This window comes from Rhizobium cerradonense, assembly GCF_030182455.1.
In the GTDB taxonomy this organism is placed as follows: Bacteria; Pseudomonadota; Alphaproteobacteria; order Rhizobiales; family Rhizobiaceae; genus Rhizobium.
Map to the genome: position 1 here is coordinate 43,216 of NZ_JAQJCK010000023.1, position 26,071 is coordinate 69,286.

General features: G+C 59.6%; 23 protein-coding genes. 11 read left to right on the forward strand and 12 right to left on the reverse strand.

The window, feature by feature from the left end; all coding sequences use genetic code 11:
* Positions 1-22: 22 nt before the first annotated feature.
* Positions 23-529 carry an Lrp/AsnC family transcriptional regulator gene (locus PH547_RS29815; protein WP_285170252.1) on the reverse strand — a complete coding sequence of 169 codons (507 nt, stop codon included), beginning with the start codon at positions 527-529 and terminating at the stop codon, positions 23-25.
* A gap of 164 nt (positions 530-693) precedes the next feature.
* On the opposite strand from PH547_RS29815, the gene PH547_RS29820 reads away from it, so the two are divergent.
* Genes PH547_RS29820 through PH547_RS29830 form a run of 3 tightly spaced genes read left to right on the forward strand, consistent with a single transcriptional unit; the run spans position 694 to position 4,320 of the window.
* The gene (locus PH547_RS29820) at positions 694-1,920 is read left to right on the forward strand and encodes a diaminopropionate ammonia-lyase (protein WP_285170253.1); all 1,227 of its coding nucleotides are present in this window, start codon (positions 694-696) and stop codon (positions 1,918-1,920) included.
* Entirely contained in the window at positions 1,920-3,161 is a 1,242-nt protein-coding gene (locus tag PH547_RS29825) for a Zn-dependent hydrolase (protein ID WP_285170254.1), read from the forward strand. Before PH547_RS29820 ends, PH547_RS29825 begins: the two co-directional genes overlap by 1 nt.
* A gap of 1 nt (position 3,162) precedes the next feature.
* Positions 3,163-4,320, forward strand: a complete 1,158-nt coding sequence (locus PH547_RS29830) for a M20 aminoacylase family protein (RefSeq protein WP_285170255.1) — start codon at positions 3,163-3,165, stop codon at positions 4,318-4,320.
* An 87-nt stretch (positions 4,321-4,407) separates the two neighbouring features.
* Here PH547_RS29830 and PH547_RS29835 read toward each other — a convergent pair whose 3' ends face one another.
* The 3 genes from PH547_RS29835 to PH547_RS29845 form a co-directional block, all read right to left on the reverse strand.
* Positions 4,408-6,444, reverse strand: coding sequence for a methyl-accepting chemotaxis protein (locus PH547_RS29835; RefSeq protein WP_285170256.1), 2,037 nt, complete (start codon positions 6,442-6,444; stop codon positions 4,408-4,410).
* Between the two features lie 423 nt (positions 6,445-6,867).
* Positions 6,868-9,486, reverse strand: coding sequence for an aconitate hydratase AcnA (acnA, locus tag PH547_RS29840; RefSeq protein WP_285170274.1), 2,619 nt, complete (start codon positions 9,484-9,486; stop codon positions 6,868-6,870).
* Positions 9,487-9,508: 22 nt separating this feature from the next.
* Positions 9,509-10,861, reverse strand: a complete 1,353-nt coding sequence (locus PH547_RS29845) for an MFS transporter (RefSeq protein ID WP_285170257.1) — start codon at positions 10,859-10,861, stop codon at positions 9,509-9,511.
* Between the two features lie 150 nt (positions 10,862-11,011).
* Here PH547_RS29845 and PH547_RS29850 point away from each other — a divergent pair, with 150 nt between their 5' ends.
* Positions 11,012-12,085, forward strand: coding sequence for a lactonase family protein (locus PH547_RS29850; protein WP_285170258.1), 1,074 nt, complete (start codon positions 11,012-11,014; stop codon positions 12,083-12,085).
* Here PH547_RS29850 and PH547_RS29855 read toward each other — a convergent pair.
* The 7 genes from PH547_RS29855 to PH547_RS29885 form a co-directional block, all read right to left on the reverse strand.
* Positions 12,076-12,960 carry a GntR family transcriptional regulator gene (locus PH547_RS29855; RefSeq protein ID WP_285170259.1) on the reverse strand — a complete coding sequence of 295 codons (885 nt, stop codon included), beginning with the start codon at positions 12,958-12,960 and terminating at the stop codon, positions 12,076-12,078. The two genes, PH547_RS29850 and PH547_RS29855, sit on opposite strands and share 10 nt — an antisense overlap.
* Positions 12,961-13,047: 87 nt before the next feature.
* Entirely contained in the window at positions 13,048-14,058 is a 1,011-nt protein-coding gene (locus PH547_RS29860; protein WP_285170260.1) for an ABC transporter substrate-binding protein, read from the reverse strand.
* A 299-nt stretch (positions 14,059-14,357) separates the two neighbouring features.
* Entirely contained in the window at positions 14,358-15,590 is a 1,233-nt protein-coding gene (locus PH547_RS29865; protein WP_285170261.1) for an ABC transporter substrate-binding protein, read from the reverse strand.
* A gap of 34 nt (positions 15,591-15,624) precedes the next feature.
* The gene (locus tag PH547_RS29870) at positions 15,625-16,584 is read right to left on the reverse strand and encodes a branched-chain amino acid ABC transporter permease (protein WP_285170262.1); all 960 of its coding nucleotides are present in this window, start codon (positions 16,582-16,584) and stop codon (positions 15,625-15,627) included.
* Positions 16,581-17,462, reverse strand: a complete 882-nt coding sequence (locus PH547_RS29875; protein ID WP_285170263.1) for a branched-chain amino acid ABC transporter permease — start codon at positions 17,460-17,462, stop codon at positions 16,581-16,583. Before PH547_RS29875 ends, PH547_RS29870 begins: the two co-directional genes overlap by 4 nt.
* The gene (locus PH547_RS29880; RefSeq protein WP_285170264.1) at positions 17,462-18,175 is read right to left on the reverse strand and encodes an ABC transporter ATP-binding protein; all 714 of its coding nucleotides are present in this window, start codon (positions 18,173-18,175) and stop codon (positions 17,462-17,464) included. The genes PH547_RS29875 and PH547_RS29880 overlap by 1 nt, the downstream gene beginning before the upstream one ends.
* Complete coding sequence (locus PH547_RS29885; protein ID WP_285170265.1) at positions 18,172-18,957, reverse strand: ABC transporter ATP-binding protein; 786 nt, start codon at positions 18,955-18,957, stop codon at positions 18,172-18,174. Before PH547_RS29885 ends, PH547_RS29880 begins: the two co-directional genes overlap by 4 nt.
* Before the next feature lie 238 nt (positions 18,958-19,195).
* Between PH547_RS29885 and PH547_RS29890 the strand changes: the two genes are divergently transcribed.
* The 7 genes from PH547_RS29890 (at position 19,196) to PH547_RS29920 (ending at position 25,300) form a co-directional block, all read left to right on the forward strand.
* Positions 19,196-20,386, forward strand: a complete 1,191-nt coding sequence (locus PH547_RS29890) for a cytochrome P450 (protein WP_285170266.1) — start codon at positions 19,196-19,198, stop codon at positions 20,384-20,386.
* Entirely contained in the window at positions 20,386-21,411 is a 1,026-nt protein-coding gene (locus tag PH547_RS29895; RefSeq protein WP_104827400.1) for an amidohydrolase family protein, read from the forward strand. Before PH547_RS29890 ends, PH547_RS29895 begins: the two co-directional genes overlap by 1 nt.
* Before the next feature lie 29 nt (positions 21,412-21,440).
* Positions 21,441-22,355: an ABC transporter substrate-binding protein gene (locus PH547_RS29900; RefSeq protein WP_285170267.1), complete on the forward strand. Its 915-nt coding sequence runs from the start codon at positions 21,441-21,443 to the stop codon at positions 22,353-22,355.
* A 125-nt stretch (positions 22,356-22,480) separates the two neighbouring features.
* Positions 22,481-23,152: a 4-carboxy-4-hydroxy-2-oxoadipate aldolase/oxaloacetate decarboxylase gene (locus PH547_RS29905; RefSeq protein ID WP_285170275.1), complete on the forward strand. Its 672-nt coding sequence runs from the start codon at positions 22,481-22,483 to the stop codon at positions 23,150-23,152.
* Entirely contained in the window at positions 23,145-23,696 is a 552-nt protein-coding gene (locus tag PH547_RS29910; RefSeq protein ID WP_285170268.1) for a cupin domain-containing protein, read from the forward strand. Before PH547_RS29905 ends, PH547_RS29910 begins: the two co-directional genes overlap by 8 nt.
* A 4-nt stretch (positions 23,697-23,700) precedes the next feature.
* On the forward strand, positions 23,701-24,942 hold the full coding sequence (locus tag PH547_RS29915; protein WP_285170269.1) for an NAD(P)/FAD-dependent oxidoreductase: 1,242 nt from the start codon (positions 23,701-23,703) through the stop codon (positions 24,940-24,942).
* 37 nt (positions 24,943-24,979) lie between these two features.
* Positions 24,980-25,300, forward strand: a complete 321-nt coding sequence (locus tag PH547_RS29920) for a 2Fe-2S iron-sulfur cluster-binding protein (protein WP_260304355.1) — start codon at positions 24,980-24,982, stop codon at positions 25,298-25,300.
* 490 nt (positions 25,301-25,790) lie between these two features.
* On the opposite strand, the gene PH547_RS29925 is transcribed toward PH547_RS29920, so the two are convergent.
* Positions 25,791-26,071 (reverse strand): NAD(P)(+) transhydrogenase (Re/Si-specific) subunit beta (locus PH547_RS29925; protein ID WP_285170270.1); only part of this gene is annotated, 281 nt, incomplete at its 5' end.

Genomic DNA, 26,071 nt, shown 5'->3' on the forward strand with positions numbered 1-26,071 from the left:
GTGCTGAAAGGCGTATCATCCGCTAGCTCCGATCGCGTTTGGGATCCAGAGCAATGCTCAATCCGACCTTCACCCTGTCCATGGTGACAAAGCTGCGGAACCGCTTCACGTTTTTGTTGGCGAAGAACAACCGCCTCGTCAGGGCGTCGTAATCGGCCATCGTCCTGACAACCACGAGAAGAATGAAATCCACCTCGCCTGTCACATAGTAGCACTGCTGAACTTCCGGGGCTTCCGCGAAGGATTTCCTCGTTGCGTCATGCGTGGCGGCGAACTCGTTGTGCATCTCCACCTCGACGAACACCGTAATCTCGTGGCGCACATGCGACGGCTCGACGACAGCGACATTGGCAACGATCGTGCCCACCTCCTCCATACGCTTGATGCGGCGCTGCACGGCGGGAGCCGACAGGCCGATTGCCTCTGCGATCGAGCGCTGCGGCGTTTTGTTGTCCTTCTGAAGAATCTGCAGGATGGCGAGGTCGAAACGGTCGAGCTCCACGGCTTCTGCAGAATGCTTGTCAGTCATCCGTATTTCCTTTGCGAGGAGTACATTTTCCAATCGGCTCAAAATTAGGCCAAATCGGCTGGCCAATCGAGCGAATGTTTCATTATAGGCATAAAAATACAGCGCATTTCTCGCAGGCAATGAAGTAATTATCAGGACAGGATTAATTTCGAAAGGATGTCCCGATGCTGCTCCTGAACAAACACGCCGACTATCGCAAGCCGCTCGAAACCGTCGACGCCGAGATTCTGGGGGTCGAAGCCGCCAAGACGGTCGAGCACTTCCTGCATCATCGCGAAGACTACGAGGCAACTCCTCTGGTGTCGCTGCCGGATCTCGCACGTGAGATCGGGATCGGTTCGATCATGGTAAAGGATGAAGGCCATCGCCTCGGCCTCGGCAGCTTCAAGGCACTCGGCGGTTCCTATGCTGTGATCAGGCTCGTACTGGAGGAGGCTTCGAAGCGCCTCGGCCGCGAAGTCGGCGTGGCGGAGCTTCAGAGCGACGATGTGAGATCCATTGCATCGCAAATGACGGTCGCCTGCGCGACGGACGGCAACCATGGGCGTTCCGTCGCCATGGGCGCGCAGCTCGTTGGTGCCAAATGCTCGATCTTCGTTCATTCGGGCGTCAGCAAGGAGCGCATCGACGCAATCGCCCGTTTCGGCGCAGACATGGTCCGCGTCGACGGCAACTATGATGACTCCGTCCGGGAAGCCGCCCGCGTGGCAGAGGAAAACAACTGGATCACAGTCTCCGACACGTCATGGCCCGGCTACGAGCGCATTCCAGGCTTCGTCATGCAGGGCTACACCGCGCTGCTGACCGAGGCGCTCCGCTACATACCGGAACCGCCGACCCATGTTTTTGTGCAGGCAGGCGTGGGCGGCATCGCCGCTACGGTTGCTGGCCACTTCTCCGTCCTTTTTGGCGACAATCGCCCCTTCTTCGTGGTCGTCGATCCCTCCCGCGCAGCCTGCATCTTCGAGACGGCCCGCGCCGGACATTTGGTCAAGGTCGATCATGGCGAAGCCACCGTGATGGCGATGCTGGAGTGCTACGAGCCGTCGCTGGTGGCATGGCGGATCCTGTCGCATGCTGCGGATGCATTTATGACGGTTGACGACCCCGACGCGATCGATGCGATGAAGCTTTTTGCAAACCCCAGGGGATCAGACCCGGCGGTCGTTGCCGGCGAGAGCGGCGGCGTTGGCCTCGCCGGCCTTTTGAAGCTTGCTGCCGACACGGAACTGCGGGCGAAGATCGGCCTTGATGCGCAGTCCCGCGTCTTCCTCATCAACACCGAGGGCGCGACCGATCCCGTTCTCTACGAGAAGTTTGTCGGCGCAACGCCGGCAGACATTGCAGCGAAGAACGCCGGCCAAAGCGCAAGAAAGGAAAAGGTGGCCTGATGTGCGAGATTTCCGTCAACTCCGAACGGCTGCTCGGCCGAATCATGGAACTCGGCGACATCGGTCGTGGCGGTGACGGCCGGCTAGTCCGTCTCGCAGCTTCGGATACAGAAAAGCTTGGACGCGACAAGTTCGTCTCGTGGATCGAGCAGGCTGGATTGGACGTCGCCATCGACCGCATCGGCAACATATTCGGTATCTGGAAGCCCACTGCCGTTTCCGACGAGCCACCGCTCATGCTCGGATCGCACATCGATACCGTCATCAACGCGGGCATCTATGACGGATGTTATGGCGTTCTGTCGGGTCTCGAGGTGATCGAAACGCTTATCGCGGCGGGCTTCCAGCCGTCGCGCCCGATCGTAGTCGCCGCTTTCACCAACGAGGAAGGCGTGCGCTACGCGCCCGACATGATGGGGTCGCTCGTCTACGCGGGCGGCCTCGATGTCGACACGGCTCTTGCGACGGTCGGAACGGATGGCACGAAGCTGGGCGAGGAGCTGCGGCGCATCGGCTACGACGGAGAGCATGAACCAGGCTTCATCCGGCCGCATGCCTATATCGAGCTGCATATCGAACAAGGTCCGGTTCTCGAGCGCGAAGGCATCCAGATCGGAGCCGTCGAGAACCTGCAGGGTATTTCCTGGCAGCGGGTGACGATCAGCGGCGACGCGAACCACGCGGGAACGACGCCTATCTCCATGCGCCGCGATGCCGGACATGCCGCCGCGCTGGTCATCACGTTCCTGCGCGAGCGCGCCAAGAATTCGAACACTCCGACGGTGGCGACGGTCGGCTGCATGAGCTTCGAGCCGAATGCGATCAACGTCATCCCGTCCCGCGCGACATTCACGGTGGATCTTCGCGATCCGGACGAGGATCGGCTCAAGCAAGAGGAAGCAGCCCTTGAAGCCTACCTTGCGCAGGTGGCGAAGGAGGAAGGCGTGTCTGTCGAGGTCGAGCGCCTCGCCCGCTTTCAGCCGGTGACGTTCGACGGCAAGATCGTCGAGCTGATCGAGAAAGCAGCGACGAAGCGCGGACACACGGTCCGCCGCATGACCTCGGGCGCAGGCCATGACGCGCAAATGATCGCGCGGATCGCCCCCTCGGCGATGATCTTCGTGCCGAGCCTTGGCGGCATCAGCCATAATCCCAAGGAAAAGACACCGGACGAGGATCTTGTCGCTGGAGCCAACATGCTTCTCGACGTTGTAAAGCAGATTGCGGGCGGAGGGCTCTGAAATGGCTATCGACATCGATGCTTTAAAGAAAGAAATGACGGCGTGGCGACGCGACCTGCACGCCCACCCCGAGTTCGGATTCGAGGAGAGGCGCACTTCGGCCTTCGTTGCAGCCAAGCTGCGCGAGTTCGGCCTCGATGATGTGGCGGAAGGCGTCGGAGGAACGGGTGTCGTCGGCACGCTGAAGCGCGGATCCGGCAACCGTTCGATCGCACTGCGCGCTGACATGGACGCGCTGCATATTCCCGAGCAGGGAGATCTTCCGTACAGGTCGTCGAACCCGGGAATCATGCATGCTTGCGGCCACGACGGCCACACCACCATGCTTCTCGGAGCCGCCAAACTGCTCACAGAGGACGGCGGCTTCGACGGAACCGTCCGCTTCATCTTTCAGCCCGCCGAGGAATGGGGCCGCGGCGCACTCGCCATGCTCGGAGACGGATTAATGGACCGCTTCCCCTTCGAAGAAATCTACGGCATTCATAATATGCCGGGCCTCCCCGTCGGCACGTTCGAAACCCGGCCTGGCGCGATCATGTCGGCCGAGGACAATTTCGAGATCAAGCTAACCGGGATCGGCGGCCATGCCGCGCGTCCCCACTGGGGTAACGAGGTTCTCGTCGCCGCCTGTGCCATCGTCACGAATCTGCAGACGATCGTCTCGCGCCGCCTCAGCCCTACGGATACCTCCGTGGTTTCCGTCACCGAACTCATCACCGACGGAACCCGAAACGCGCTGCCGGGAGAGGCCATGATCCGGGGTGACGCACGAAGCTTCCGTTCGGAGGTCAGCGCCGAGATCGAGAAGCAGATGCGTATAATCGCGCAGGGAACCGCTCTCGCCTATAACGTCTCGGCCGAAGTGACCTATACCCGGGAATTCGTTCCGCTCCTCAACGATCCCGATCTGGTCGAGGAGACTTTCGCCGCCGCTCGCAGCTTTCTCCCGGAGAAAAACGTTCGCGTGGCACGGGAGCCGATGACAGGAAGCGAGGACTTCGCGCACTTTTTGAAGCATGCGCCCGGCGTGTTCGTGTTCCTCGGCAACGGGGATTCTGCACCGCTGCACAATCCTCGCTACGACTTCTGCGACGACGGTCTGATCCATGGAACGAACTTCCACACCGCGATCGTCCGTCGCAGGCTTTCCCTGTCCTGATATGGAAAAGTGGGCCTCGCGGCCCACTCGTTCCCCAACGAGTTTGGAGGGCTGACCGCTACTTGCGGGCAGCCGCTGACGCTTCCGTCAAAACTCCTCCCACCCAGCAACGGCTGCTGCCGCCGTGGCTTGTCCACGAAAGGCACCTGTCAGCTTCTGCTTGAGCGCACGCGCCGGCGAAGGCACCGGTCGGCTTTCGGCGGTAACGGCACGTGGCGCCGCTTGACCCACGTCGAGCTTGAAGCGAGCAATCAGCCGGGCAAGGCTGGCGGCCTCCTCGGCGAGGCGGCCGGTGGCGGCGGTCGATTCCTCTACCATGGCGGCGTTCTGCTGTGTCACCTGATCCATCGCGTTGACGGCGGTGCTGACCTCATGAAGGCCCGTCGATTGTTCCTTCGCGGCCGTGGCGATCGAGTGCACATGCTCGTTGATCTTGGCGACATGCCCCTGGATCAGGCCAAGGGCATCCCCCGTAGCTGTCACCAATTTGACACCCGAGGTGACCTCATCGCCGGAGCGGTTGATCAGCCCCTTAATGTCCTTTGCCGCATTGGCCGAGCGTTGTGCCAGTTCCCGCACTTCCTGGGCGACGACGGCAAAACCCTTGCCGGCCTCGCCGGCACGCGCGGCTTCAACACCGGCGTTGAGTGCCAGGAGATTCGTCTGGAAAGCGATCTCGTCGATGACGTTGATGATCTGGCTGATCTCGCCCGAGGCCTGTTCAATCCGTCCCATCGCAGAGACGGCTTGCTTGACGACGGCGCTTGACTGCTCGGTGCTCCTGCGCGCCTCGTCCACCATATGACTGGCCTCAACTGCGCGTTCGGTCGAGCTTTTCACGGCGACGGTGATTTCTTCCAGAGCCGAGGAGGTTTCCTCCAGCGCGGCGGCCTGCTGCTCGGTGCGCTTGGAAAGATCCCCCGACGCCAGGCGCATTTCGCCAGCACCGCCATTGATCGTATCGATGGCGGCACGAACCTCGCCGAGTACGGAGCGGAGGTTGTCCATGGTCGCGTTGACGTTGGACTGAAGCTCTCCAAAAGCTCCCTGGAACTCACCGCGCATGTTCTCCCTGATATCCCCGTCGGCGAGCGCCGCGATGACGCGGCGGGTCTCAGCGACGCCACGATCAACGGAGGCGACCAGTTCGTTGACCTGCGCCGCGAAGCGGTTGAGGTCGGCGTTGTCGTAGTCTTTGGTGATGCGCTGCGTGAAGTCACCGGCCACCGCCGCCGATACGACTTCGCCGATGCTCGATTGCAGGTCGGCGCTTTTCGCCTGGAGCGCCGCCTCCTGGGCGTTCATCTCCCGCACCTTGATGCCATTCTGCTTGAACACCTCGACGGCACGGGCCATCTCGCCAATTTCGTCGTGCCGGGCGGCGAAGGGGACATTCGTATCAAGATTGCCCTCGGCAAGAACGCTCATGCTTTCGGTAATCTGGCCAATCGGCCTTGCGATCACCCGAGCACCGAACATGGCAGCGCCGATCAGCACAACAACAGCCAGCGCCCCGATGCCGAGATTGAGGCGTAGAGCTAAGGCTGCCGTTTCGGTTGCATCCTCCTCGGCCCGTGTCGCCATCGTCTTCGCCGAGTCCACCCCTTCGTCGAGAAGGTTAGACCCCTCGGTCGCTATTGACAGCAGCTTAGCCTGAACTTCCCTTTCCTTAGCCTCAAGCGCAGGGTCGGTCGTTTTGACCTGTAGTTCGGCCGCGATGACCTTTGCCATTTCATTGGTCGTTGAAAACAAGGTATCGACCGCTGCCTTGATTGCCGCAATCCGATCTCTGTTGACCTGCAGCCGCAACCCGCCAAGCGCGTCATCCAAATATTTCACGAGGGACGCCTTGTGGGTGCCGATATGTTCGACGGCGCTGGCAGCTTCATCCGTCGAGGTCGCAAGGCGCAAATCGCGCACATCGACTTGCATTCCACGCAACGATGCCTTCGCGTCAACCAGATCCCGCGAAATGATCAACTGATCCCTTTGATAGGCGGCGCGTTCTTTGACGAGTTGGCCACTTTGCCAAGCCGTGACCAGCATGACCGCGACCAAGAAAATGCCGACGCCGGAAAGCATAGTCAGTTTGGTGCTAATTCGCGAAAAGATACTCGTCGTCATTGTTCCAGTTCCTCCATAGTAGAAACAGGAAAACGTCATATCCCCTGCTGAATTTTAGAAAGCGTGATCGACTTCATTCGACCGCGGTATAGGCGTCCGGCTTTTCGAGAACTTCCTTTCTTTCGAAGATGAAATTTCGTCGGCCCTGTCCAACTAACATTCTGTAACAATTAACAAAAAGTTTTGCATTTGATGCAACTTAGAGGTTAGCTGCGCAAATGGGATAAGAGGGACAGGAAATGGATAATGCTAAAAGACTACGGAGGCTTGGAAAGCTCCCAGCCACCTGCTTTTCGTTGTCCCACTGACGTTGGCTCTCATCCACGCGAACTGCATGGTAGCCCAAGCTCAAACTGCCGCATTAGCCGCAAACTGAGATAACTTCTCAGCCCGGTTTCGGCCTGTTTCCCGAATGAACGCTTATTAGAGCAATCGCGACATTGCTCCGGTCTGCATCGCATTGCGCAGAATAAGAGGGAGAATGCCCCCCGCCCGGAGAATGTCGACCTCAGCGTTGGTTTCGATCGCGGCGGTTGCCGTGAGGCTTATTTTCTGTCCAGTCGCTCGCTTCACAACAACGCCAACCTTGCAACGTGGCTCAATGCGCGCTGGATCGGCAGAGACCTCCACCAGATCTTCCGCCGCAAACGCCAGGTCGGCAGGGCCAAAAGCCTCTGGCAGTCGAAGCGGCAGAATGCCCATTCCAATCAGGTTCCATCTATGGATCCGCTCGAAGCTCAAGGCGAGAACCGCCCTCACCCCCAGCAGTGAAACACCCTTCGCAGCCCAATCGCGCGACGATCCCATACCGTATCGCTCGCCCGCAACGACCACGACCGATCGATCTTCCGCTGCATAGAGCTGCGCGGCGGCCCAGAGAGACATGATCTCACCCGAAGGGGCATGAATGGTCGATCCGGGCGGAATATCCGCTCCGATCAAGTTGCTGACCGTCTTGTTCGTGAACAGGCCGCGGATCATGGCTTGCCAATTGCCGCGACGCGACGCGAACACGTTGAGGTCCGCCGGGTTCTCTCCCCTCTCGATGAGATAGCGCCCCGCGTCGCTCTTCGCCTCAACAGCGCCGGCGGGGGAGATATGGTCGGTCGTTATGTCGTCGCCGACGACCAGAATAGGATGGGCCTGATAGTTACCCAGCAACGTGCCCTTGCCGAAGCTCGCAAAAGGCGGCCGGCGGATGTAGGTCGATTTCTCATCCCAGGGAAAGATAATCGTGGTCGGCGCATCGAGGTCTCGCCATGCCTTGCTGGCCTCGGCCTTCTCGTAGGCGGGGGCGAAGTCGCCGATGTCAGAGGCCTGCGCCACGGCGTCATCGATCTCGGACGCCTTTGGCCACACCATCGAAAGCGTGACCGGTGTCCCTTCACGGGAGTAGCCGATCGGATCCGTCAGTATATTGAGCTCCACGGTGCCGGCGAGCGCAAAGGCGACGACCATCGGCGGAGAAGCGAGGAAGCCTGCTTCGAGCTGAGGATGCACGCGGCCGGGGAAATTCCTGTTTCCGGAAAGCACCGCTACGGGCAGAATATCGCGCTCTGCCATCGCCTTTGCGATGGGCTCCGTCAGGGGCCCGGAATTGCCGATACATGTCGTGCAGCCATAGCCGACGATCCCGAAACCCACGGCTTCGAGATCTTCAAGCAGGCCGGCTCGCTGAAGATAGCGCTCGGCGGTCGGAGATCCGGGCGCCAGCGATGTCTTCACCCAATGCGGCGGACGCAGCCCATAGTAGCGCGCCTTGCGCGCAAGGAGCCCGGCGGCGGCAAGTAGGCGCGGATCGGAGGTGTTGGTACAGCTCGTGATCGCGGCAATCGCGACGGCGCCGCTGTTCGGCTGCCCTTCGACATCGGCCGACGGCTTTTTCATGCCGGCAATGGCCGGCGCCGTTTCGCTGACGGGAATGCGATCCTGCGGACGCCGGGGACCCGCAAGGCTCGGTTCGACGCTGGAGAGATCGATTTCAAGGGTGGATGTATATCGAGGCTCCGAGGATGGATCGAACCAGAGCCCCACGCGCTTGGCATAGTGCTCGACGAATTCGGTGTGATCCTCACTGCGCCCGGTCGCCCTCAGATATTGGGTCGTATGACCATCGATGGGAAAATAACCGCTATTGCCGCCGAATTCCGGCGTCATGTTTGCAACGACTGCGCGGTCGCCCGCTGTCAACGTCGACACGCCCGGCCCATAGAACTCGACGAACTTGTCCTGAAGGTCGATCTGACGCAGCAGATGGGTGACGACCAGCGCGAGATCGGTGGCAAGAACCCCCTCCCGCAGGCCGCCGATCAGGCGCACGCCGACGACATCCGGCACACGCAGCGTCACCGGCATGCCGAAGAAGACACTTTCCGCCTCCAGGCCGCCGACACCCCAGGCGAGCACGCCGATCCCGTTGATCATCGGGGTATGACTGTCCGTTCCGATCAAAGTATCGGGAACGGCCCAGCGCCTGCCGTCTTTCTGCTGGTGGGTCACGACCGTTGCGAGCCGTTCCAGATTGAGGGTGTGCATGATACCGGTGCCGGGCGGATGGACCCGGAAGCCGGTCAGCGTGTTGGTCGCCCATTTCATGAAGCTATAGCGCTCGGCATTGCGCTCATATTCGCGCTGCATGTTGCGCTCGAGCGAAGCCGAGCTTCCGAACGCATCGACGGCAACCGAATGATCGGTCGAGACATCGACTGGCATCACGGGATTGAGCAGGGCCGGATTACCGCCGGCCTCCGCCAATGCGGACCGCATGCCCGCAATATCCACCAGTGCCGGTCCGCAGGTCGTGTCATGCATGAGGACACGGTTCGGCAAGAACGGGATTTCCACCTCGCTCCTGCCCTCATCGAGCCAGGCAATGATCGCCGATTTGGCCCGCGCGGCGTCATCTCCCCCTGTCCGGAGCACGTTTTCCAGCAGGATGCGATGGATATAGGGCATCCGCTCGAGCTTCGGACCGGCCTCCTTCGGCAGATCAATGATATCGTACTGGACGCCATCTACGGCGAATTTGCCGACCGTCGTCATGCTCATGCTCTGAAACCCTGCTTCACGATTTGGGCGATCTGGCCCGCGCGATATTGAATTGCCCAGACGGCCCCACGCCCTCTGCGGTCTCCTCATTGGAGACACGCATGAACCAAGTCAGCAGGAAGGACAGCAACAGAAGTGCCGCGAGGAACATAAGCCCGCCGAGGGCGCTGCCTGTCCATGTCTTGGCTGCACCCATTGCGTATGGGCCGACGAAGCCGCCGAGATTGCCGATGGAATTGATGGCGGCAATCGAGACTGCGGCGGTCGATCGGGTCAGGAATAGGCCGGGCAGCGACCAGAACGGCGACTTGAAGGCATAGATCCCGGCGAGCGCCACGGAGATCAGCGCGATGGCAATATAGGGATCATGGGTTAGCCCCGTCGCTGCCAACGCGATGCCTGCAATCAGCAGCGGGGCTGCCGTATGCTTCTGGCGCTCGCCGGTGCGATCCGAGCTGCGCGACCACAGCACCATAGCAATGGTGGCGACGGCATAGGGGACCATGGCGACGAGGCCGATCTGGAAATGGCTGAGATCGCCGCCGAAGCTCTGGATGATCTGCGGCATCCACAGGCCAATACCGAGATTGCCGACCTGATAGATGAAATAGATGGCGGACAGGAACAGCACTTTCGGGTTCGAGATCGCCTGCCAGAGACCAAGATGTTTGACGTTCTTGCGATTGGCATGATCGGCGGCAAGCGCTTTCGTCAGCCAGTCCCGCTCCTCCTCGGTCAGCCATTTCGCCTTTTCGGGGCGGTCCGTCATGTAGAAATAGTTGAAGATGCCGGCGGCAACTGCGGGGACGCCTTCAAGGATCAGCATCCATCGCCAACCAGAAAGACCGAAGCCGCTGACATTGTCCATGATCCAGGTGCTGAGCGGCGCGCCCATAAGATAGGAAACGGGAATGGCGGCGGTGAAGAATGCCACAGTCGTCGCCTGCTCTTTCGAGCGGAACCAGTAGGTCAGATAGATGATAATGCCTGGGAAGAAGCCTGCTTCGGCAACGCCCAGAAGAAAGCGCAGGATATAAAGCTGCATGGCGCTTTGAGCAAAGCCGGTCAGCACGGCGACGGCACCCCAGGTCAGCAGGATGCGTGAAATCCAGATACGCGATCCGTATCTCTGCAAAGCGATGTTGCTCGGCACTTCGAAAAGGAAATAGCCGATGAAGAAGATACCGCCGGCAAAGCCGAAGGCTTCGGCAGACAGCGCCAGATCCTTGTTCATCTGCAGCGCCGCGTAACCGAGGTTCGCGCGATCCAGATACGAGATGATGTAGAGCAGAAACGTATAGGGGACGATCCTCCAGAAGACCTTCCGCATCGTGGCCTTTTCTAGTCCGCTTGTCGCAGCATCGGTCATTGCTACCTCCCAGAAGCAGTGATGGTGATACCCGGGCATGTCCGAGCACATCGAGCCTATTTACACAATATGATTATAAAATGCAATTGCCGTGAAGTGTAAATAGCGATATTGATGGTAAGCACATCAATTCGCGCGAGGATTTCTGGTATGGACGGGGAAAAGGTGAGGATCGCCTATATCGGTGCACGCACGACGAAGGCCCGCAACGCGCGTGGCAACGGTCTGAACGTCTACCGGCTCGGGCAGGATCTGAGCTGGGAGCATCGGCAATTGGTGGAGATGGAAAACCCCTCCTTCTTCGCCTTCGATCGGACAGGCCGTTTCCTCTACACCGTTCACGGCGATTCCGACCGCGTGAGCGCTTTCTCCATCGACCCATCTTCTGGCCACCTGTCCTTCCTGAACGAGCAATCGACCGAGGGCCGCAATCCCGTCCACCTTTCATTCGATCCCTCGAACCGGTTCCTGATCGTCGCGAACCATGTGACCTCCTCGCTCGCCGTGCTCCGGCGCCTGGATGATGGACGGCTTGGCCCGGTCGAGAGCCTGACCGTGATCGAAGGAAAGCTTGGGCCTCACCGCGTCGAGCAACCCTTCGCCAAGCCCCATCAGGTCCAGTTCGACCCGTCGGGAAAATGGATCGTGGTGCCGGATAAGGGCCTGGATGCGATATTCGTCTATCGTCTGGACCGCGCCTCCGGCACGCTGATCAAGGTGGCATCCTGCCAGACTCGAGAAGGCGCTGGCCCACGCCATATTGCCTTTCATCCCGGAGGCCGCCTCGCCTACGTCATCAACGAGCTCGACTGCAGCATGGCCGCGTATCGCTTCGATCCAGCGACCGGTGGCATTGAGCCATTCCAGATCCTTTCGTCGCTTGCTGACAGCTTCACCGGCAACAGTCGCGGCGCCGAGATTGCGGTTTCTGCCGATGGCCGTTTCGTCTACGCGTCCAATCGCGGCAGCGACACGATTGCGGGTTTTGCGATTGGAGAGGATGGGCGCATGACATCCGTCGGCTCATGGACGACAGCCGGAAAGACGCCGCGCTTCTTCACGCTTCTTTGCGAAGGCGATGTGCTGCTTGCTGCCAACGAGGACACCGATACGGTGGTCGCCTTCGGCGTCGATAAAAGATCCGGCGCACTGTCGACGCTGTCGAGCGTCCTTACCGTCGGCAGCCCGGTCTGCATCGTTCTCAAGGATCTGGATCAGACCTGAGGCGTCTTGATGCGGCTCGCACCCATGATGTGGGTATAAAGGAATGCCGCCGCCTCGTTGCGGCGACCGTCTTCGATCAGGTCGAGGATATGCAGATGCTCGGCCGTCTGTCTCGGAAGCCGGCTTCTGTCGATCGTGATATGATATTCGATCAGCCGGCGCAGGCGGTTTATGCGCCTGATCGCATCGAGAAAGAATTCGTTGTGCGAGCAAGCGACGAGCATCTCGTGAAACTCGTTGTTCGCCTTGAAAATCTCAGCGCGCGACCAGGTTTCATACCCACCCTGGCCAAGTTCCGTCTGGATCTGACGCGCGCGTCTGAACCCTTCAGGATCTGGCTCGAAGCTTGGCAGCAGCATGGCCTGCTGCTCGATGACGGCACGGAACGTGTAGCCATCTTGATAGCTCTGCCTCGACGTCAAGGTTTGCCGGAAGGACCAACCGTTGCCGGGCAGCCGCTCGACCCAACCCTCATCCGCAATCCGATGCAGGATCTTAAGCAAACGGCTTCGCGGCAGATCGTAATGGCGCATCATCTCGCTTTCGCTGACACGCTCCTCGAGCTTGCCGGAAAAGCGATCCTCGGCGATCCGGAAATAGATGGCTTCGTCACCATCGCTGTCTTTGGGGCTCTCCGGCCTGGAAGCATCCAGACTCTCGCCATCAACCGCCAGAAAGTAGCCTCGGTTCGGCTCGGCACGGACGATGCCACGGCCCTCCAGGCTCCGCAGCGCACTCATGATCGGCGCGCGCGAGACGCGGAATGCATCGGCCAGCATCTGAAGAGGCAGATGCTGGCCCTCGCGCATTCCGTTCGCTTTCACGAACTCGATGATATTGCCGCTGATTTGCGGTGTGAGGCTACTTCTCGCCATGGCTTCCGATTCATTGCTTCCATTGCGGTTTTTCTATCACCGCATGAAACATCAAGACAGCCCTGTCGATATCCGAACCAAGCCTGCCTACCTGGCGTTCTTGACGAATTCGGTCGTGTAGGTCCTGGAAAGATCGATCTGCTTGCCTTTGACGTTCTTGGAGAATTCCGAGAGAACCGTCAGGACGATTTCGGGTCCTCCCTTGGGCATCATTCCGTCAGGTGTGAACATACCCTTGCTTACCTCAAGCGCTTTGACATAGCCGTCCTTGTCGCCGACATAGAAATCCTTCGGCATCTTATCAGCGATCTCCGCGGCAGAGTGCGTGTCGATGTATCGCATTGTTTTTACAAAGGCGTTGACCAATTTCTGGACTTCCTCCTTGTGCGAGTCGACCCAGGAACTTTCCATGTACAGCGAAGCAAACGGATAAACTCCGCCGAGCGCCGCTCGTGTCGATTCGACGGTGCGAAGATCCACCAGCACCTTGGCTTCGTTTGTCTTGAGCAGTCGTGACACGGTCGGCTCGGTGGTCATTCCAGCCTGGATCTGGTCCTGCTGCATGGCCGCGATGAAGGTCGAGCCTGCACCGACCGGAACAGTCGTCACATCGCCTGTCTTCAATCCAGCCTTCGATGCCATATAAAGCGTCAGAAAATTGGTGGATGAGTCGAGGCCGGTTACCCCGAGTGCCTTTCCTTTGAAGTCGGCAGGCGATTTGATTTCCGGATGTTTCGTCGAAACCAGCTCTACTTCGCCGGGAACCTGCTGCAATTGGACGACCGACTCGACGAACTTGCCCTTGGATTGCAAATCCACGCAATGGTCGTAAGAGCCGATAACGCCCTGAACGGCGCCCGCAAGTAGCTGATTTTCCGCATCAACTCCAGCCGACTCATTCAGCAGTTCGACATCGAGCCCTTCGTCCTTGAAATAGCCGAGGGCTTCGGTGAGCTTGGCGGGCAGGTAGATCTGCTTTTCATACCCACCCACCATGATTGAAATCTTCTCGGCAGCTTTGGCTGTTGTGCCCATGGCTCCCGCCGCTATTGCCACGCAGATAGCTGCGGTCGAAAAATAGAGACCTGCTGAACGCATGAATTCCTCCTCCTTAGTGCAATAAATCGCTTGTGTGACCGTCTCCGAGCCCGATGACGCGACACAGAAACGGACACCAAACGAGCCTCGGCCTCAGGGTGCCGGCAGGCCTCCACCTCTCCCAATGGTCTCGGCGCCGACGGTCAGCCCTTCATCCTCCGATGAGAGACTAGCCACGTTTGAAGGAATGCACAATTGCATTTTATAATTATATTATTCTTTTTTTGGAAACTGCTTCCCGCAGGCTGGATCGGGATTGAGAACGCCAGCGACAGCGGTCCGGCGTCCTCATTGCAGCATCACTCCTTCGTCTTGCCCTCAAAATGCATGACGTCGCCGAGCGGCACGTACTTCTGGCCGTCGAACTGATAGAGCTGCAGCGCTTCGGTCGGGAAAATGTCGCTGCCTTCCTTGGTGGTCATGGTAATGCCGTTCAGAAGAAGCGGATTTTTCCAGCCGTCCATATTCTGCACGACCTTCATCAGTTCCTCGCGCGTCGGGCTCTTGAGCTTCTCAAGCGCCTGGATCAAGGAATCGCCGATGGCGTAGCCGGTCTGACCAATCGTGTTTGCGAAATTGAAGTTTACCTTGGCCGCGGAGATGGCGGAAAGATAACGATCAACGCCCTCGTCGCCCGACGGCTTATCGCTGATGATGGGCTTGAGATAGTCCGACGTGATGATGCCCTTGGCATTGTCCAGTCCGACCGACTGGAGAACCGGATAAGCCGACGAAAGGTTCGTCACCAGGGTCAAAGGCTTCCAGCCGCTTTCGGATTGAAAGCGGATCGCCTCGCCGCCCTGGCGAGGCGCTGCGATGACGACGAGGGTGTCAGCACCTGACGCTTTCAGCGTCGAGAGCTGAGTTTCAACGGTCGGATCCTGGGATGTGACCGGCTGTCGGTCCAATACCTTGACGTGGGAACCCTCGATCGAACGGTCGAACGCCTTCATGAAGGTCTGGCCGGTCTCGGTGTTGAGATAGAGAATGGCGACCTTCGCCTCGGGCTTATGCGCCTTCAGATATTCGGCAAACGAGTCCGCCTCAGTGGAGAAGGACGGGACGAAGCCGACCTCCCACTTCGGAGCATTCAAGGCAATCACCCCTGAATACATGAAGATATTCGGGATTTTCTTCTGGGTGATGTAGCGGCCGATCGCAAGGTTATTTGGCGTTGCGGCGGTGCCCACCAAGGCGAATACCTTTTCCTGTTCGACCATTTTGCGGACGTTGGCCAGCGTGCGCTGGGGATCGAGGGAGTCGTCTTCGATAACCAGGTCGATTTTGCGCGTTTTTCCGTCGCCCATCTTAACGCCGCCTTCGGCGTTGGCCTGTTCGATGCGGGCGCGTATGCCTTCCGCGACGCCGCCGACAACGGCAACCGGCCCGGTCAGTGGGCCGGTAACGCCGATCTTCACCGAATCGTCGGTTACGCCCGGCGTGGTCTCGGCTGCGCTGGCGTGGGTCGCAACGAGCAGTGCGGCCACGGCCAACTGCATTGTGCAGCCCTTCAGCTTGGAGACAAATCTCATATCAGTTCCTCCCATTGTTCGGTGGCAGGCCTCCTCAGCCCGCTGTTTTCCGAAAAATCATCGAAAGCCATTTTTCGATGAAGCCAGTAACGCCGTTGCGCGCGACCATCATGATCAGGATTAGCGCGAGGCCATAAATCAGGTTGCCGAGGCTGAGGTTGATGTCGGACGCCCAGGTCGGAACGAAAACCATGAACAGTCCGCCGAGAAATGCCCCGACGATGCTCGTCACCCCGCCAACGATGCTGCCGATCACGATGTTGATGGACAGGATCGCCAGGAACGACTCCGGGCTGACGAAACCGGTGACGATGGCGAACACGCCGCCGCCCATGCCCGCGAGTGCCGAACTACCCGCGAATGCCCACAATCGCGTGCGTGTCAGGTTCACACCGAGGGCTTCCGCGATCTGCGCATTGTCACGCTGGGCCCGCAGCGCCCGTCCGACATCGCCGAAAAGCATCAACGAAACCAGAAGGGCACCGATCCCCGCGCATCCGAGGCAAATAACGTAGAGCCATAACTCCGGGCTGAGGGGAAGCCATTCCGGCGCTTCCGGAGCGTCGATTGGAAGACCCGAAACCCCACCGGTGAGGCTCCCCATTTTCAACACGAGCTGGGGGAAGGCAGCAGCGATGCCGAAGGTGACAATTGCCAACTGCAGGCCCTGAAGCCTTAGTGCCGGAAGGCCGATCGCAAGTCCGACCAAAACCGTGATTGCCGCCGAAACAGGAAGCGTGGCAAGCGGGGGCACGCCGTAGGTCGCGTTCAGGATCGCGGTCACATACGCGCCGACGCCGAAGAGCGCGCCCTGCGCGAGGCAGATTTGCCCCGCAAATCCCATCAGGAGATTCAGTCCAAGAATTGCGATTGCATAAGCGATCGCAACGCATATCTGCTGGTGCGCATAGTCCGGAGCGACAAACGGCATCAATATTGCCAGAAGCACGAACAGACCGAACTTGACCGCAGCCGGGCGGAATCCGTCACTCATAGTTTTGTCACCTTGTAGGAACCGAACAGGCCGACGGGCTTCACAAGCAGGATGGCCAATGTGAGGACGATGGGCACTGCGATGCGCATGTCAGCGCCGATGAAGGGGAGGTAGCTCGCGCCGAGGCTTTCGGCGACGCCGACCGCCAGACCGCCGACAATTGCGCCGAGGGGACTATCCCATCCGCCGAGAGTCGCGGCGGCGAGGCCGTAAAACAAAATCGGCGCCATCATTGTCGGGCTGAGAAAGAGACGCGGCGCAATCAGGATCGCCGCAAAAGCCCCGATGACCGCGGCAAAACCCCATCCCAGCATCAGCATGCGCTCGACGTCGACGCCGACGAGTACGCTGCGCGCCCGGTCGAAAGCCGCCGCACGCATGGACAATCCAAGTCTCGTGAAGCGAAAGATGAAACCGATGGCTGCCGCGATGCAGATCAGGATCGCCAGCGTGCCGACTGCGGATGCGAGCACGCGAACCTCCCCGAGACTGAAGCCGCCATCGGGAAACAGGCTTGGGAACGAGAGTTGTTCGGCTCCCCAGATCCACATGCACATGGCCTGGAAGAGCACGAATATTCCAAGCGTGACCACGACCACCGTCTCCACGGGCGCGCTCATCAATGGCCTGATCACGAGGCGGAATGTCGCGATGCCGATGCAGAATGCGACCGCCAGGCTCGCGAGCACGGCCAGCCACAGCGGAACGCCCCACTGCATCAACTGCCACGCGACGTAAGCGGAGAATGTCGCCATTTCGCCTTGGCCGAAATTCACGACATTCGTCGCCCGGAAAATGAGTACGAGCGCGAGTGCCAGTGCCGCGTAGATGGCACCCGTCGTTAGCCCACTGACGACGAGCTGGAAGAAGAGACTCATCAGGCGACCCCCAGATATGATTTCTTGATGTCCTCATTGTTTATGAGGTCGCTCGCCGCCCCGCCGGCGACGATCTGCCCCGCCTCGATGACGAAGGCCTTATCCGCGTATTGCAGGGTGATATCGACGTTCTGCTCGACCACCAGCAGCGTCATTCCGTGGTCGCGGTGCAGCGTCTTGAATATCGTCAGGATCTCCTGCGTGATCGACGGTGCCAGGCCGAGCGACGGTTCGTCACACATCAGGAGTTTCGGGCGGGACATGAGCGCACGGGCGACCGCGAGCATCTGCTGCTCGCCGCCGCTTAAGTTTCCGGCGAGCTGGTCGCGCCTTTCGCGCAGCCGCGGAAAGGTTTCATACCAACGCTCCTTGTCTTGCCTGATCTGAGACCGGCTGGAGATGATGGTGGCGCCGAGCTGAAGGTTTTCGTCCACCGTGAATTCCGAGAAGGTGCCTCGGCCCTGCGGGATCTGGGCGATGCCCAGTCCGAGCCGCTTTTGGGCTGCGATCCACTCCAGCGACCTTCCCGCATAGAATATGGAACCCTTGAACGGCAGGAGGCCGGAAATGGCGCGCAACAGAGTGGTCTTTCCAGCTCCGTTCGACCCGAGAAGTGCCACGAACTCGCCCTCTTCGACCGCGAACGAGCAGTCGAAGAGCGCTTGCGTTTTTCCGTAGAAAGCCGAGAGGTCCTTAACGTCGAGAAGCGTCATGCCGCCCTCCCCAAGTAAGCGGAGACAACCGCGTCGTTCGACTTGATTTCACCTGGAGTGCCTTCGGCGAGATTACGGCCGAGATGGAAAACAACGATCCGATCGCACAGCCCCATCACCAGGCCCATGTGGTGTTCAATGAGGAGGATCGAGAGATTGCGGCTCTTTCTTACTTCGTCCAGCAGAGTGCCGAACTCGTTGACTTCGCCATGCGTCAACCCTCCCGCGGGTTCGTCGAGAAGCAATATCTTGGGGTCTGATGCGAGGGCGCGGGCAATCTCCATCCGCTTTTGCAGCGGATAGGGAAGCGCGCCAGCTTTCCGAGCAGCCATATCGGCCATTCCCATCTCTTCGAGGATGGCCATCGACTTCTCGCGCACCGCCCGCTCATCGGCTCGCGATCGCAAGGGCGTCAGGATCGCCCGTGCGAACTTGCCCCCGAGTTCATGGTGGGCACCGAGCATGACATTTTCCAGAACCGTCATGGAGGCATAGATGCCGAGGTTCTGGAACGTTCGGGCGACACCGAGGCCGATCATGTCCCGAACCCTCGCGCCTTCGATTGGCGTCCCATTCAAAACAATGGTGCCGCTGTCATAGGCCACGAGACGAGTGATCGCGTTGAGAAAGGTGCTTTTGCCCGCGCCATTCGGTCCGATCAGGCCGCAGATCTCGCCCGAACGCACCGAGACCGAAACGTCGGTGAGCGCCTTGATACCGCCGAAGTGCACTGAAACGCCTCGCGCCTCAAGCACGAGACGAGCGTCTGCAATGCTGCTCATTTCCACTATTTCCTCCCTCCCTGAGCGGTCTCCCAGACGGCCTGTCCATTTCTATGATTGACAGCCATCCCCGCTTTGGATACCAATAAGTATCCGAAGACGTTTCGGTATGTCAAGCATCAATCGCATCTGGATTGGCTTGCCACGGAACGGCCTCAGAGTTGCCTGCCATCGGGTTGGAGTTGGGTGGCGGCAAGATGATCGAATGCCTCGCTGACGGGGCGATGGGAGGACATCCATGACAGGAAACAACACCGAACTGACGGGCGAGAATCTGTATCGAGATCCGTATCCGGTTTACGCGAGGCTGCGCGCTGAAGAGCCAGTGGCCTTCTTCGAGGGGACGAAGGAATACTTCATCACCCGATTTGACGACTGCCGCACGATCGGCGGTCAGGACAAGATCTTCGGCCCTTCCGGATCGGCGGACCGCCCGGAGGCGCGCGTCATGGGCATGCCGAATGTATTGACCATGTCCGGCGAGGAGCACCAATGCCTTCGTCAGGGCATCGACGAAAACCTCACGCAGGAGCGTGTCCGGTCGTTTGTCGAAGGTCTGACGCGCCCCGTGGTGCAGCGTTACGTCGACGCGATCAAAGCCAAGGGAGAGGCGAACCTGACGGCCGAATTGTTCGAGCCGATCTCCGTGCGGTGCATCGGCGACGTTATCGGCCTTACGGAAACGCCGAACGAAACCCTCGTCGAGTGGTTCCACGCAATGGCGCTTGGCCTGCAGAATGTCGGCAACGACGCGGCGGTCTGGAAGCGACTGGACGATGCTCTTGCCGATATCGACAAGCAAATGGGCGACCTCTACCAAGCCTGCCTGTCGAAGCCCAACAACTCCCTCCTCAGCCATGTGATGTATGGCGGCATGCCGAAAGGCGAAGCGCGCAGTTGGGACGAGATTTCACCGACCATGCGCGTCATTATCCTTGGCGGCCTTCAGGAACCCGGTCACGCGGCGGCGAACGCCTGCGCCGGTCTTCTTTCGAATCCCGAACAGGCGAAGATCATGGCGGAGCAGCCGCAGGAAAACGCCATGCGCGCCTTCGATGAGGGGCTGCGTTGGATCGCGCCGATCGGCGTGACACCGCGGATCGCCCGAGAGGATTTCGAGATCGCAGGAACCGTCATTCCTCAGGGAGCGTCGGTCGCGATCGTTATGGGCTCCGCCAACCGTGACGAGACTCGCTTCGAGCATGCCGACAAGTTCGACATGTTCCGTAAGAAGAAGCAACACCTCTCGTTCGGCTTCCGTCCGCACTTCTGTTCAGGACATTTTCTGTCAAGGGCCATGGGCGAGATCGCACTTGCGGAAGTGTTCCGTCAGTTGCCCGAACTTCGGCTCGACGGATCGCGCGAAATCAAAGGCAAAGGCTGGCGATTCCGCGGTATTTCCGACCTCCCCGCGAAATGGAACGCGTGATGACACTCATCATAGACTGCCACGGCCACTTCACCACAGAGCCGCCAGAGCACCACGCCTTCCGCAAGGCCCAGGTCGCTTTCGCGGAAGGCACATCATCGGATCGCCCGGTCTATCCGGGCATCCCCGACAAACAGCTTCACGACATCATCGAGACCAATCAGCTCAAGATCCAGCGTGAGCGCGGCTCGCATGTCACGCTACTTAGCCCGCGCGCCTCCGGCATGGGGCACCATCTGCCGAACCTGCCGGTGGCGAAAGAATGGGCGCGCGTTTCGAACGACAATATCGGTCGGATCGTCGACATGTTCCCCGATAACTTCGCCGCGGTCTGCCAGCTTCCACAAACCGTAGACGGCGATCTTTCAGCGGTCATCGAGGAACTTGCGCGCTGCGTCGACAATGGCTTCGTCGGCTGCAACCTCAATCCCGATCCCTCAGGGGGGCGCTGGAGCGCGCCGCCAATCTACGACGCCTGGTGGGATCCGCTGTGGGACGCGATGGTGGACCTCCAAGTGCCCGCCATGATCCACGTCTCCGGGTCCTGCGAACGCTGCCTGCATACGACCGGGGCGCATTATATCAACGCCGACACCGCAGTTTTCATGCAGCTCATCCAGGGAGACCTCTTCGAGCGTCACCCCGACCTCAAGCTGATCATACCGCATGGCGGCGGGGCAGCGCCCTACCATTGGGGCCGGTATCGCGGTCTATCCATCATGCTCGAAAAGCCGGGCTTGGACACGCACCTCATGAACAACCTGTTTTTCGACACCTGCGTCTACCACCAGGCGGGCATCGATACGCTTTTCCGCGTCGTCGACACAAAGAACATCCTTTTCGGCTCGGAGCTGCTCGGTGCGGTCAAGGCAATCGATCCCGAGACCGGTCATCCCTTCGATGACACTAAGCGATACATCGACCAGCTCGACCTTCAGGAAGATGAGAGACGAGCGGTCTTCGAAGCAAATGCGCGGCGTGTGTACCCGCTGCTGGATAAACGACTCCAAGACCGCGGCCTGTGAACAGCCCGAAATCCATAGGGAGATTTCAAATGACCTCAACCCAGAAACTCAGCCTGGCCGGCGGAGCGCAAGGCTTCAACTGGCTACCGGTTTTTGTGGCGGAAGAACACGGTATTTTCGCCAGGCACGGGCTGTCGATCGAGTATATGAAGATGGGAACCGTCGACAAGGCCACCAGTGCCGTGTTGGAGGGCGAGGCCAACCTCGCAATCACGCCTCCGGAAGGAGCCGTTTCAAACTTCGTGCAAGCCGGCGCACTCCGGGTGATCGCCTCGAACTCGAACAGATTGCCGATGTCCCTCGTGGCCCAGCCCTCCATCAACTCTATCCAGGACCTCCGAGGCAAGAAGGTCGGGACATCTTCGCTGACCGAAGGCACCGCGATCTACACGCAGATGCTCCTGTCCAGGGGAGGACTGCGCTATCCCGGCGACTACGAGTTCGCACTCGCGGGCATTCACACGAAACGCTGGGAGGCGCTTCAATCCGGTGAAATCGACTGTGCCCCGCAACCAGCACCCTGGAATTTTCTCGCCGAAAGAGAAGGCTTCAATCTCATCGGCGAGATCAATGAAATCATCCCGCAAATCGTCTTCGCGGCGGTCATCGGAAGCACTGCCTGGCTGGAGACAAACCGCGACCTCGTGGTCCGCTTCCTCCGTGCATTGCGCGAAGCCCATGCGATCACCAACGATCCCGGCCGCGAGGACATCACGCTTCCGATTTTCCAGCGGATCACGACCAAGGACGACGCTGGCCTTGCACTGCAGGGCTTCCGCTACATGCGCGACATGGGAATGTGGCCCGGCGATCTTTCGATCCCGCCGGAGGCGTGGAACACCACCGTCGACCTCATGATCCGGGCTAATCTGCTTGACGAAACCGCCCGATCGACGTCGGCAGCCGCCTTCGATTCCAGCTTCCTGGAAGCATCGGCTTCCTAGCGAAAAGCGGGTCCAAACCCGCGCAGAACTCGCGGGTTTGGATTGACATTCTATTTGGAATTTGCATACTATTTGGTATTTGAAGAGGCAGGTCCGCGCCAGCGAGGGACACGCCCGGGAGGATTCTGGTGAGAGTAGTTACAAAGACGCCGCGGACCGACCGCGCGGTATCCGAGGCCTTGGGCAAACTTGGCGTCGCCACGGTCCATGAAGCGCAAGGCCGGAAGGGCCTCCTGGCTTCGCATCTGCGGCCCGTAATCGAGGGCGCACGCATCGGCGGGACGGCCCTGACATGTGAAGTTCCGCCCGGTGACAACTGGATGATCCACGTCGCCCTCGAAATGGCCCAGCCCGGCGACATACTGGTGGTCGCGCCGACCTCCCCGTGCACCGACGGATACTTCGGCGATTTGCTCGCCACCTCATGCAAGGCGCGCGGAATCCTCGGCCTGGTCATCGATGCCGGCGTACGCGACATTGCCGATCTCCGGGCGATGAAGTTTCCAGTCTGGGCCAAGGCGATCTCAGCCCAAGGCACGGTGAAGGAGACCCTGGCGAACGTACAGGTTCCGATCGTGTGTGCCGGCGCAGCGATCGAGCCGGGCGACGTGATCATCGCGGACGACGATGGCGTGTGCGTGGTCAAACGTACCGAGGCGGAAGCGGTCCTTCAGAAAGCCCTTAAACGGCAGCAGATGGAGGACGAAAAGCGGGCGCTTTACGAGTCCGGCCAATTGAGCCTCGACATCAACAACATGCGTCCCCAGTTGAAAGCGAAAGGCCTGACCTATGAATAAGGGAGCAGACATCCGCATCCCGCGCCGGGTGGTCACGGGCCTTAAAGACGGCAAATCGGTTTTCATCAGCGACGGTCCGACACCCAATGCCCATAGATACGACTCCGTGCCCGGTCACCTGACATCTGTCGTATATGCCACGCCGGCAACGCCAAGCCTGCCGCAGGACTATGCCGAACAGGCACCTCCGAAAATTCTGATAACGCCCGAACCGGGCGGGACGAAGCTCATGATCGTGGTTTTCCCACCGGATTCGGTCTTCGCTACCGTCGATCCCGTGGCCGCGTTCGAGGAGCAGGCGGTACACATCCCCGGGCTGATCCAGGCGTTCGAGGCGGACGCGCCTGGCATGCACACCACGAACACTATCGACTATGACATCGTTCTCGATGGCGAAGTCTGGCTCGAACTCGATGACGGTGCGGAGACCCTCCTGAAACAAGGCGACATTGTCGTCCAGTGCGGCACGCGCCACGCATGGCGCAACAAGGGTGAAAAGCCCGCAACCATGTGCTTCGTTCTGATCGGTGCGGAAAGAGAGTGACGCCATGACACAGGACGCCTTCACAGGCACCTTCGATTGCATCATTGTCGGCGCGGGGCACGGCGGTTGCCAAACCGCGGCAGCGCTTCGTCAAGCCGGATTCGAAGGAAGCATAGCCCTCATCGGTGCCGAACCGGAGGTGCCATACGACCGACCGTCATTGTCGAAGGAGTATCTCGCCGGGAAGAAGACATTCGAGAGGATGCATCTGAGACCGCAGGATTTCTGGAGTTCTCGCAATGTGGAACTTCTGCTGAGCGCGCGCGTCGTCGCGGTCGATCCAATCGCAAAGACGGTTACCTTGGAAAATGGCGCACGCTATTCATATGGTAGCCTCGTCTGGGCCGCAGGCGGAGAGCCGCGAAAACTTTCCTGCCCAGGCAGCGAGTTGCCCGGCATCTTCTATATCCGCTCGAAGGCTGATTGCGACGCGCTCCTGAACGTTCTTGCAGATGTCAGAAAGGTCGCAATCATCGGAGGCGGCTATGTGGGCCTCGAAGCGGCGGCGGTGTTTCGGGAACTCGGCAAGGACGTCGTTCTTGTCGAAGCCCTTGACCGGGTCCTCGCCCGAGTGGCCGGAGAACCCATATCCCGCTTCTATGAGCGCGAACACCGGGACCACGGGGTAGATATCCGCCTGAATAGCGGCGTCAAAGCCATTGTCGGGCATGACAGCCATGTGAGTGGCCTGCTTCTGGAATCCGGCCAAGCAATTGAAGCCGACATCGTCGTGGTGGGCATCGGGATCGTGCCGTCTGCCGCCCCGCTTCTCACTGCCGGAGCCGAAGGCAGCAATGGAGTAGATGTCGACGAACACTGCCGCACGTCGCTACCCCACATATATTGCGTCGGTGATTGCGCAAAACTCATCAATGGTGCGGGCATTAGGATCGAGTCCGTACAGAACGCCACCGACCAGGCGACGACAGCCGCGAAAGCCATTTGCGGCGACTATAAAGCCTATGATGCGCTGCCTTGGTTCTGGTCGAACCAATATGACCTGAAGCTCCAGACGGTCGGCCTCAATGTCGGCTACGACGCCGTCGTCCTACGAGGCGAGCCGGCAAGCCGCAGCTTCAGCCTGGTTTATCTAAAGAACGGAGCGGTGATCGCATTGGATTGCGTGAATTCGCCGCGAGATTACGTCCAGGGGCGGAAACTCGTCGAACACGCGGCCAAGCTCAGCAGCGAACGATTGGCTGATACCTCTAAACAACTCAAGGAATTGACCCTCGAGACCAACTGACGGTCCGAGGTTTCTCAATCGGAACACGGGAAAATCAATGGCTACGATCTCACTGCGCACACGCGATGGCGAACTCCATCACTTCGAAGGGCGCATCGGCATGTCTCTCATGGAAAACATTCGGAATGCCGGTTTTGACGAACTTCTCGCGATGTGCGGTGGCTGCCTGTCCTGCGCCACCTGTCATGTCTATGTGGAGGGCCTCCCGGTCGAGGGGCAACTCCCGGATGCCTCGATAGATGAAAGCGAATTGCTGGAGGGGTCGGATTATCGCGAGCACAATTCCCGCCTCTCCTGTCAAATTCCTTTTGACCAGGCTTTGGATGGCATCGTCGTGAGGATTGCTCCGGAGGAATAGTCGCCGCAAGGATGCACCCTGTCGGGGCGACCCGGCTCCCTTCCCACAGGCTTATCTCAAAGGCCGACAGATCCGAACTCGGCCAGCGGGAGGAGTAATGTTGGCGGCTTGACGCGATCGTTGTTGCGATCTCGTCAAGCCGCATTGCTATTATCTCTGCCATGGCTGAGCACTGAAACTAACCCTCGATTTCGGCTGGCCACGTCGACATTATTGCCGCATAGTCTTCCACCCAGAGAGTACCACGGGCCCGCGTTGCAGGCTTAGGATTGCGGTCTTTCCATTACAGCAATTGTTGCGCTGCAGCCGCCCGCTGCACAAGGCTGTTGGGTGACGGTTCTTCATAGGTTCGCCGGGAGAACACGACCGTAAATAGTGGCCGTGTAAATCCCGACGCATTTTGTTGCCGTAAGGCTGGTGCAGATAGAGCCGCTTTCGCCGTGGGAGGCCTGCAACAACTACGCTCGTCGCAGGGCTGCGCGCATCCTGCCTAGCCGATCATCGGCAAGAGCTCGCTGACCGACTTCTTGGCATCGCCGTAGAACATGCGGGTGTTCTCCTTGAAGAACAGCGGGTTCTCGATGCCGGAATAACCGGTGCCCTGACCGCGCTTGGAGACGAAGACCTGCTTGGCCTTCCAGACTTCCAGCACCGGCATGCCGGATATCGGCGAATTCGGATCTTCTTGCGCCGCCGGGTTGACGATGTCGTTCGAGCCAATGACGATGACGACGTCGGTATTGGGGAAATCGTCGTTGATCTCGTCCATTT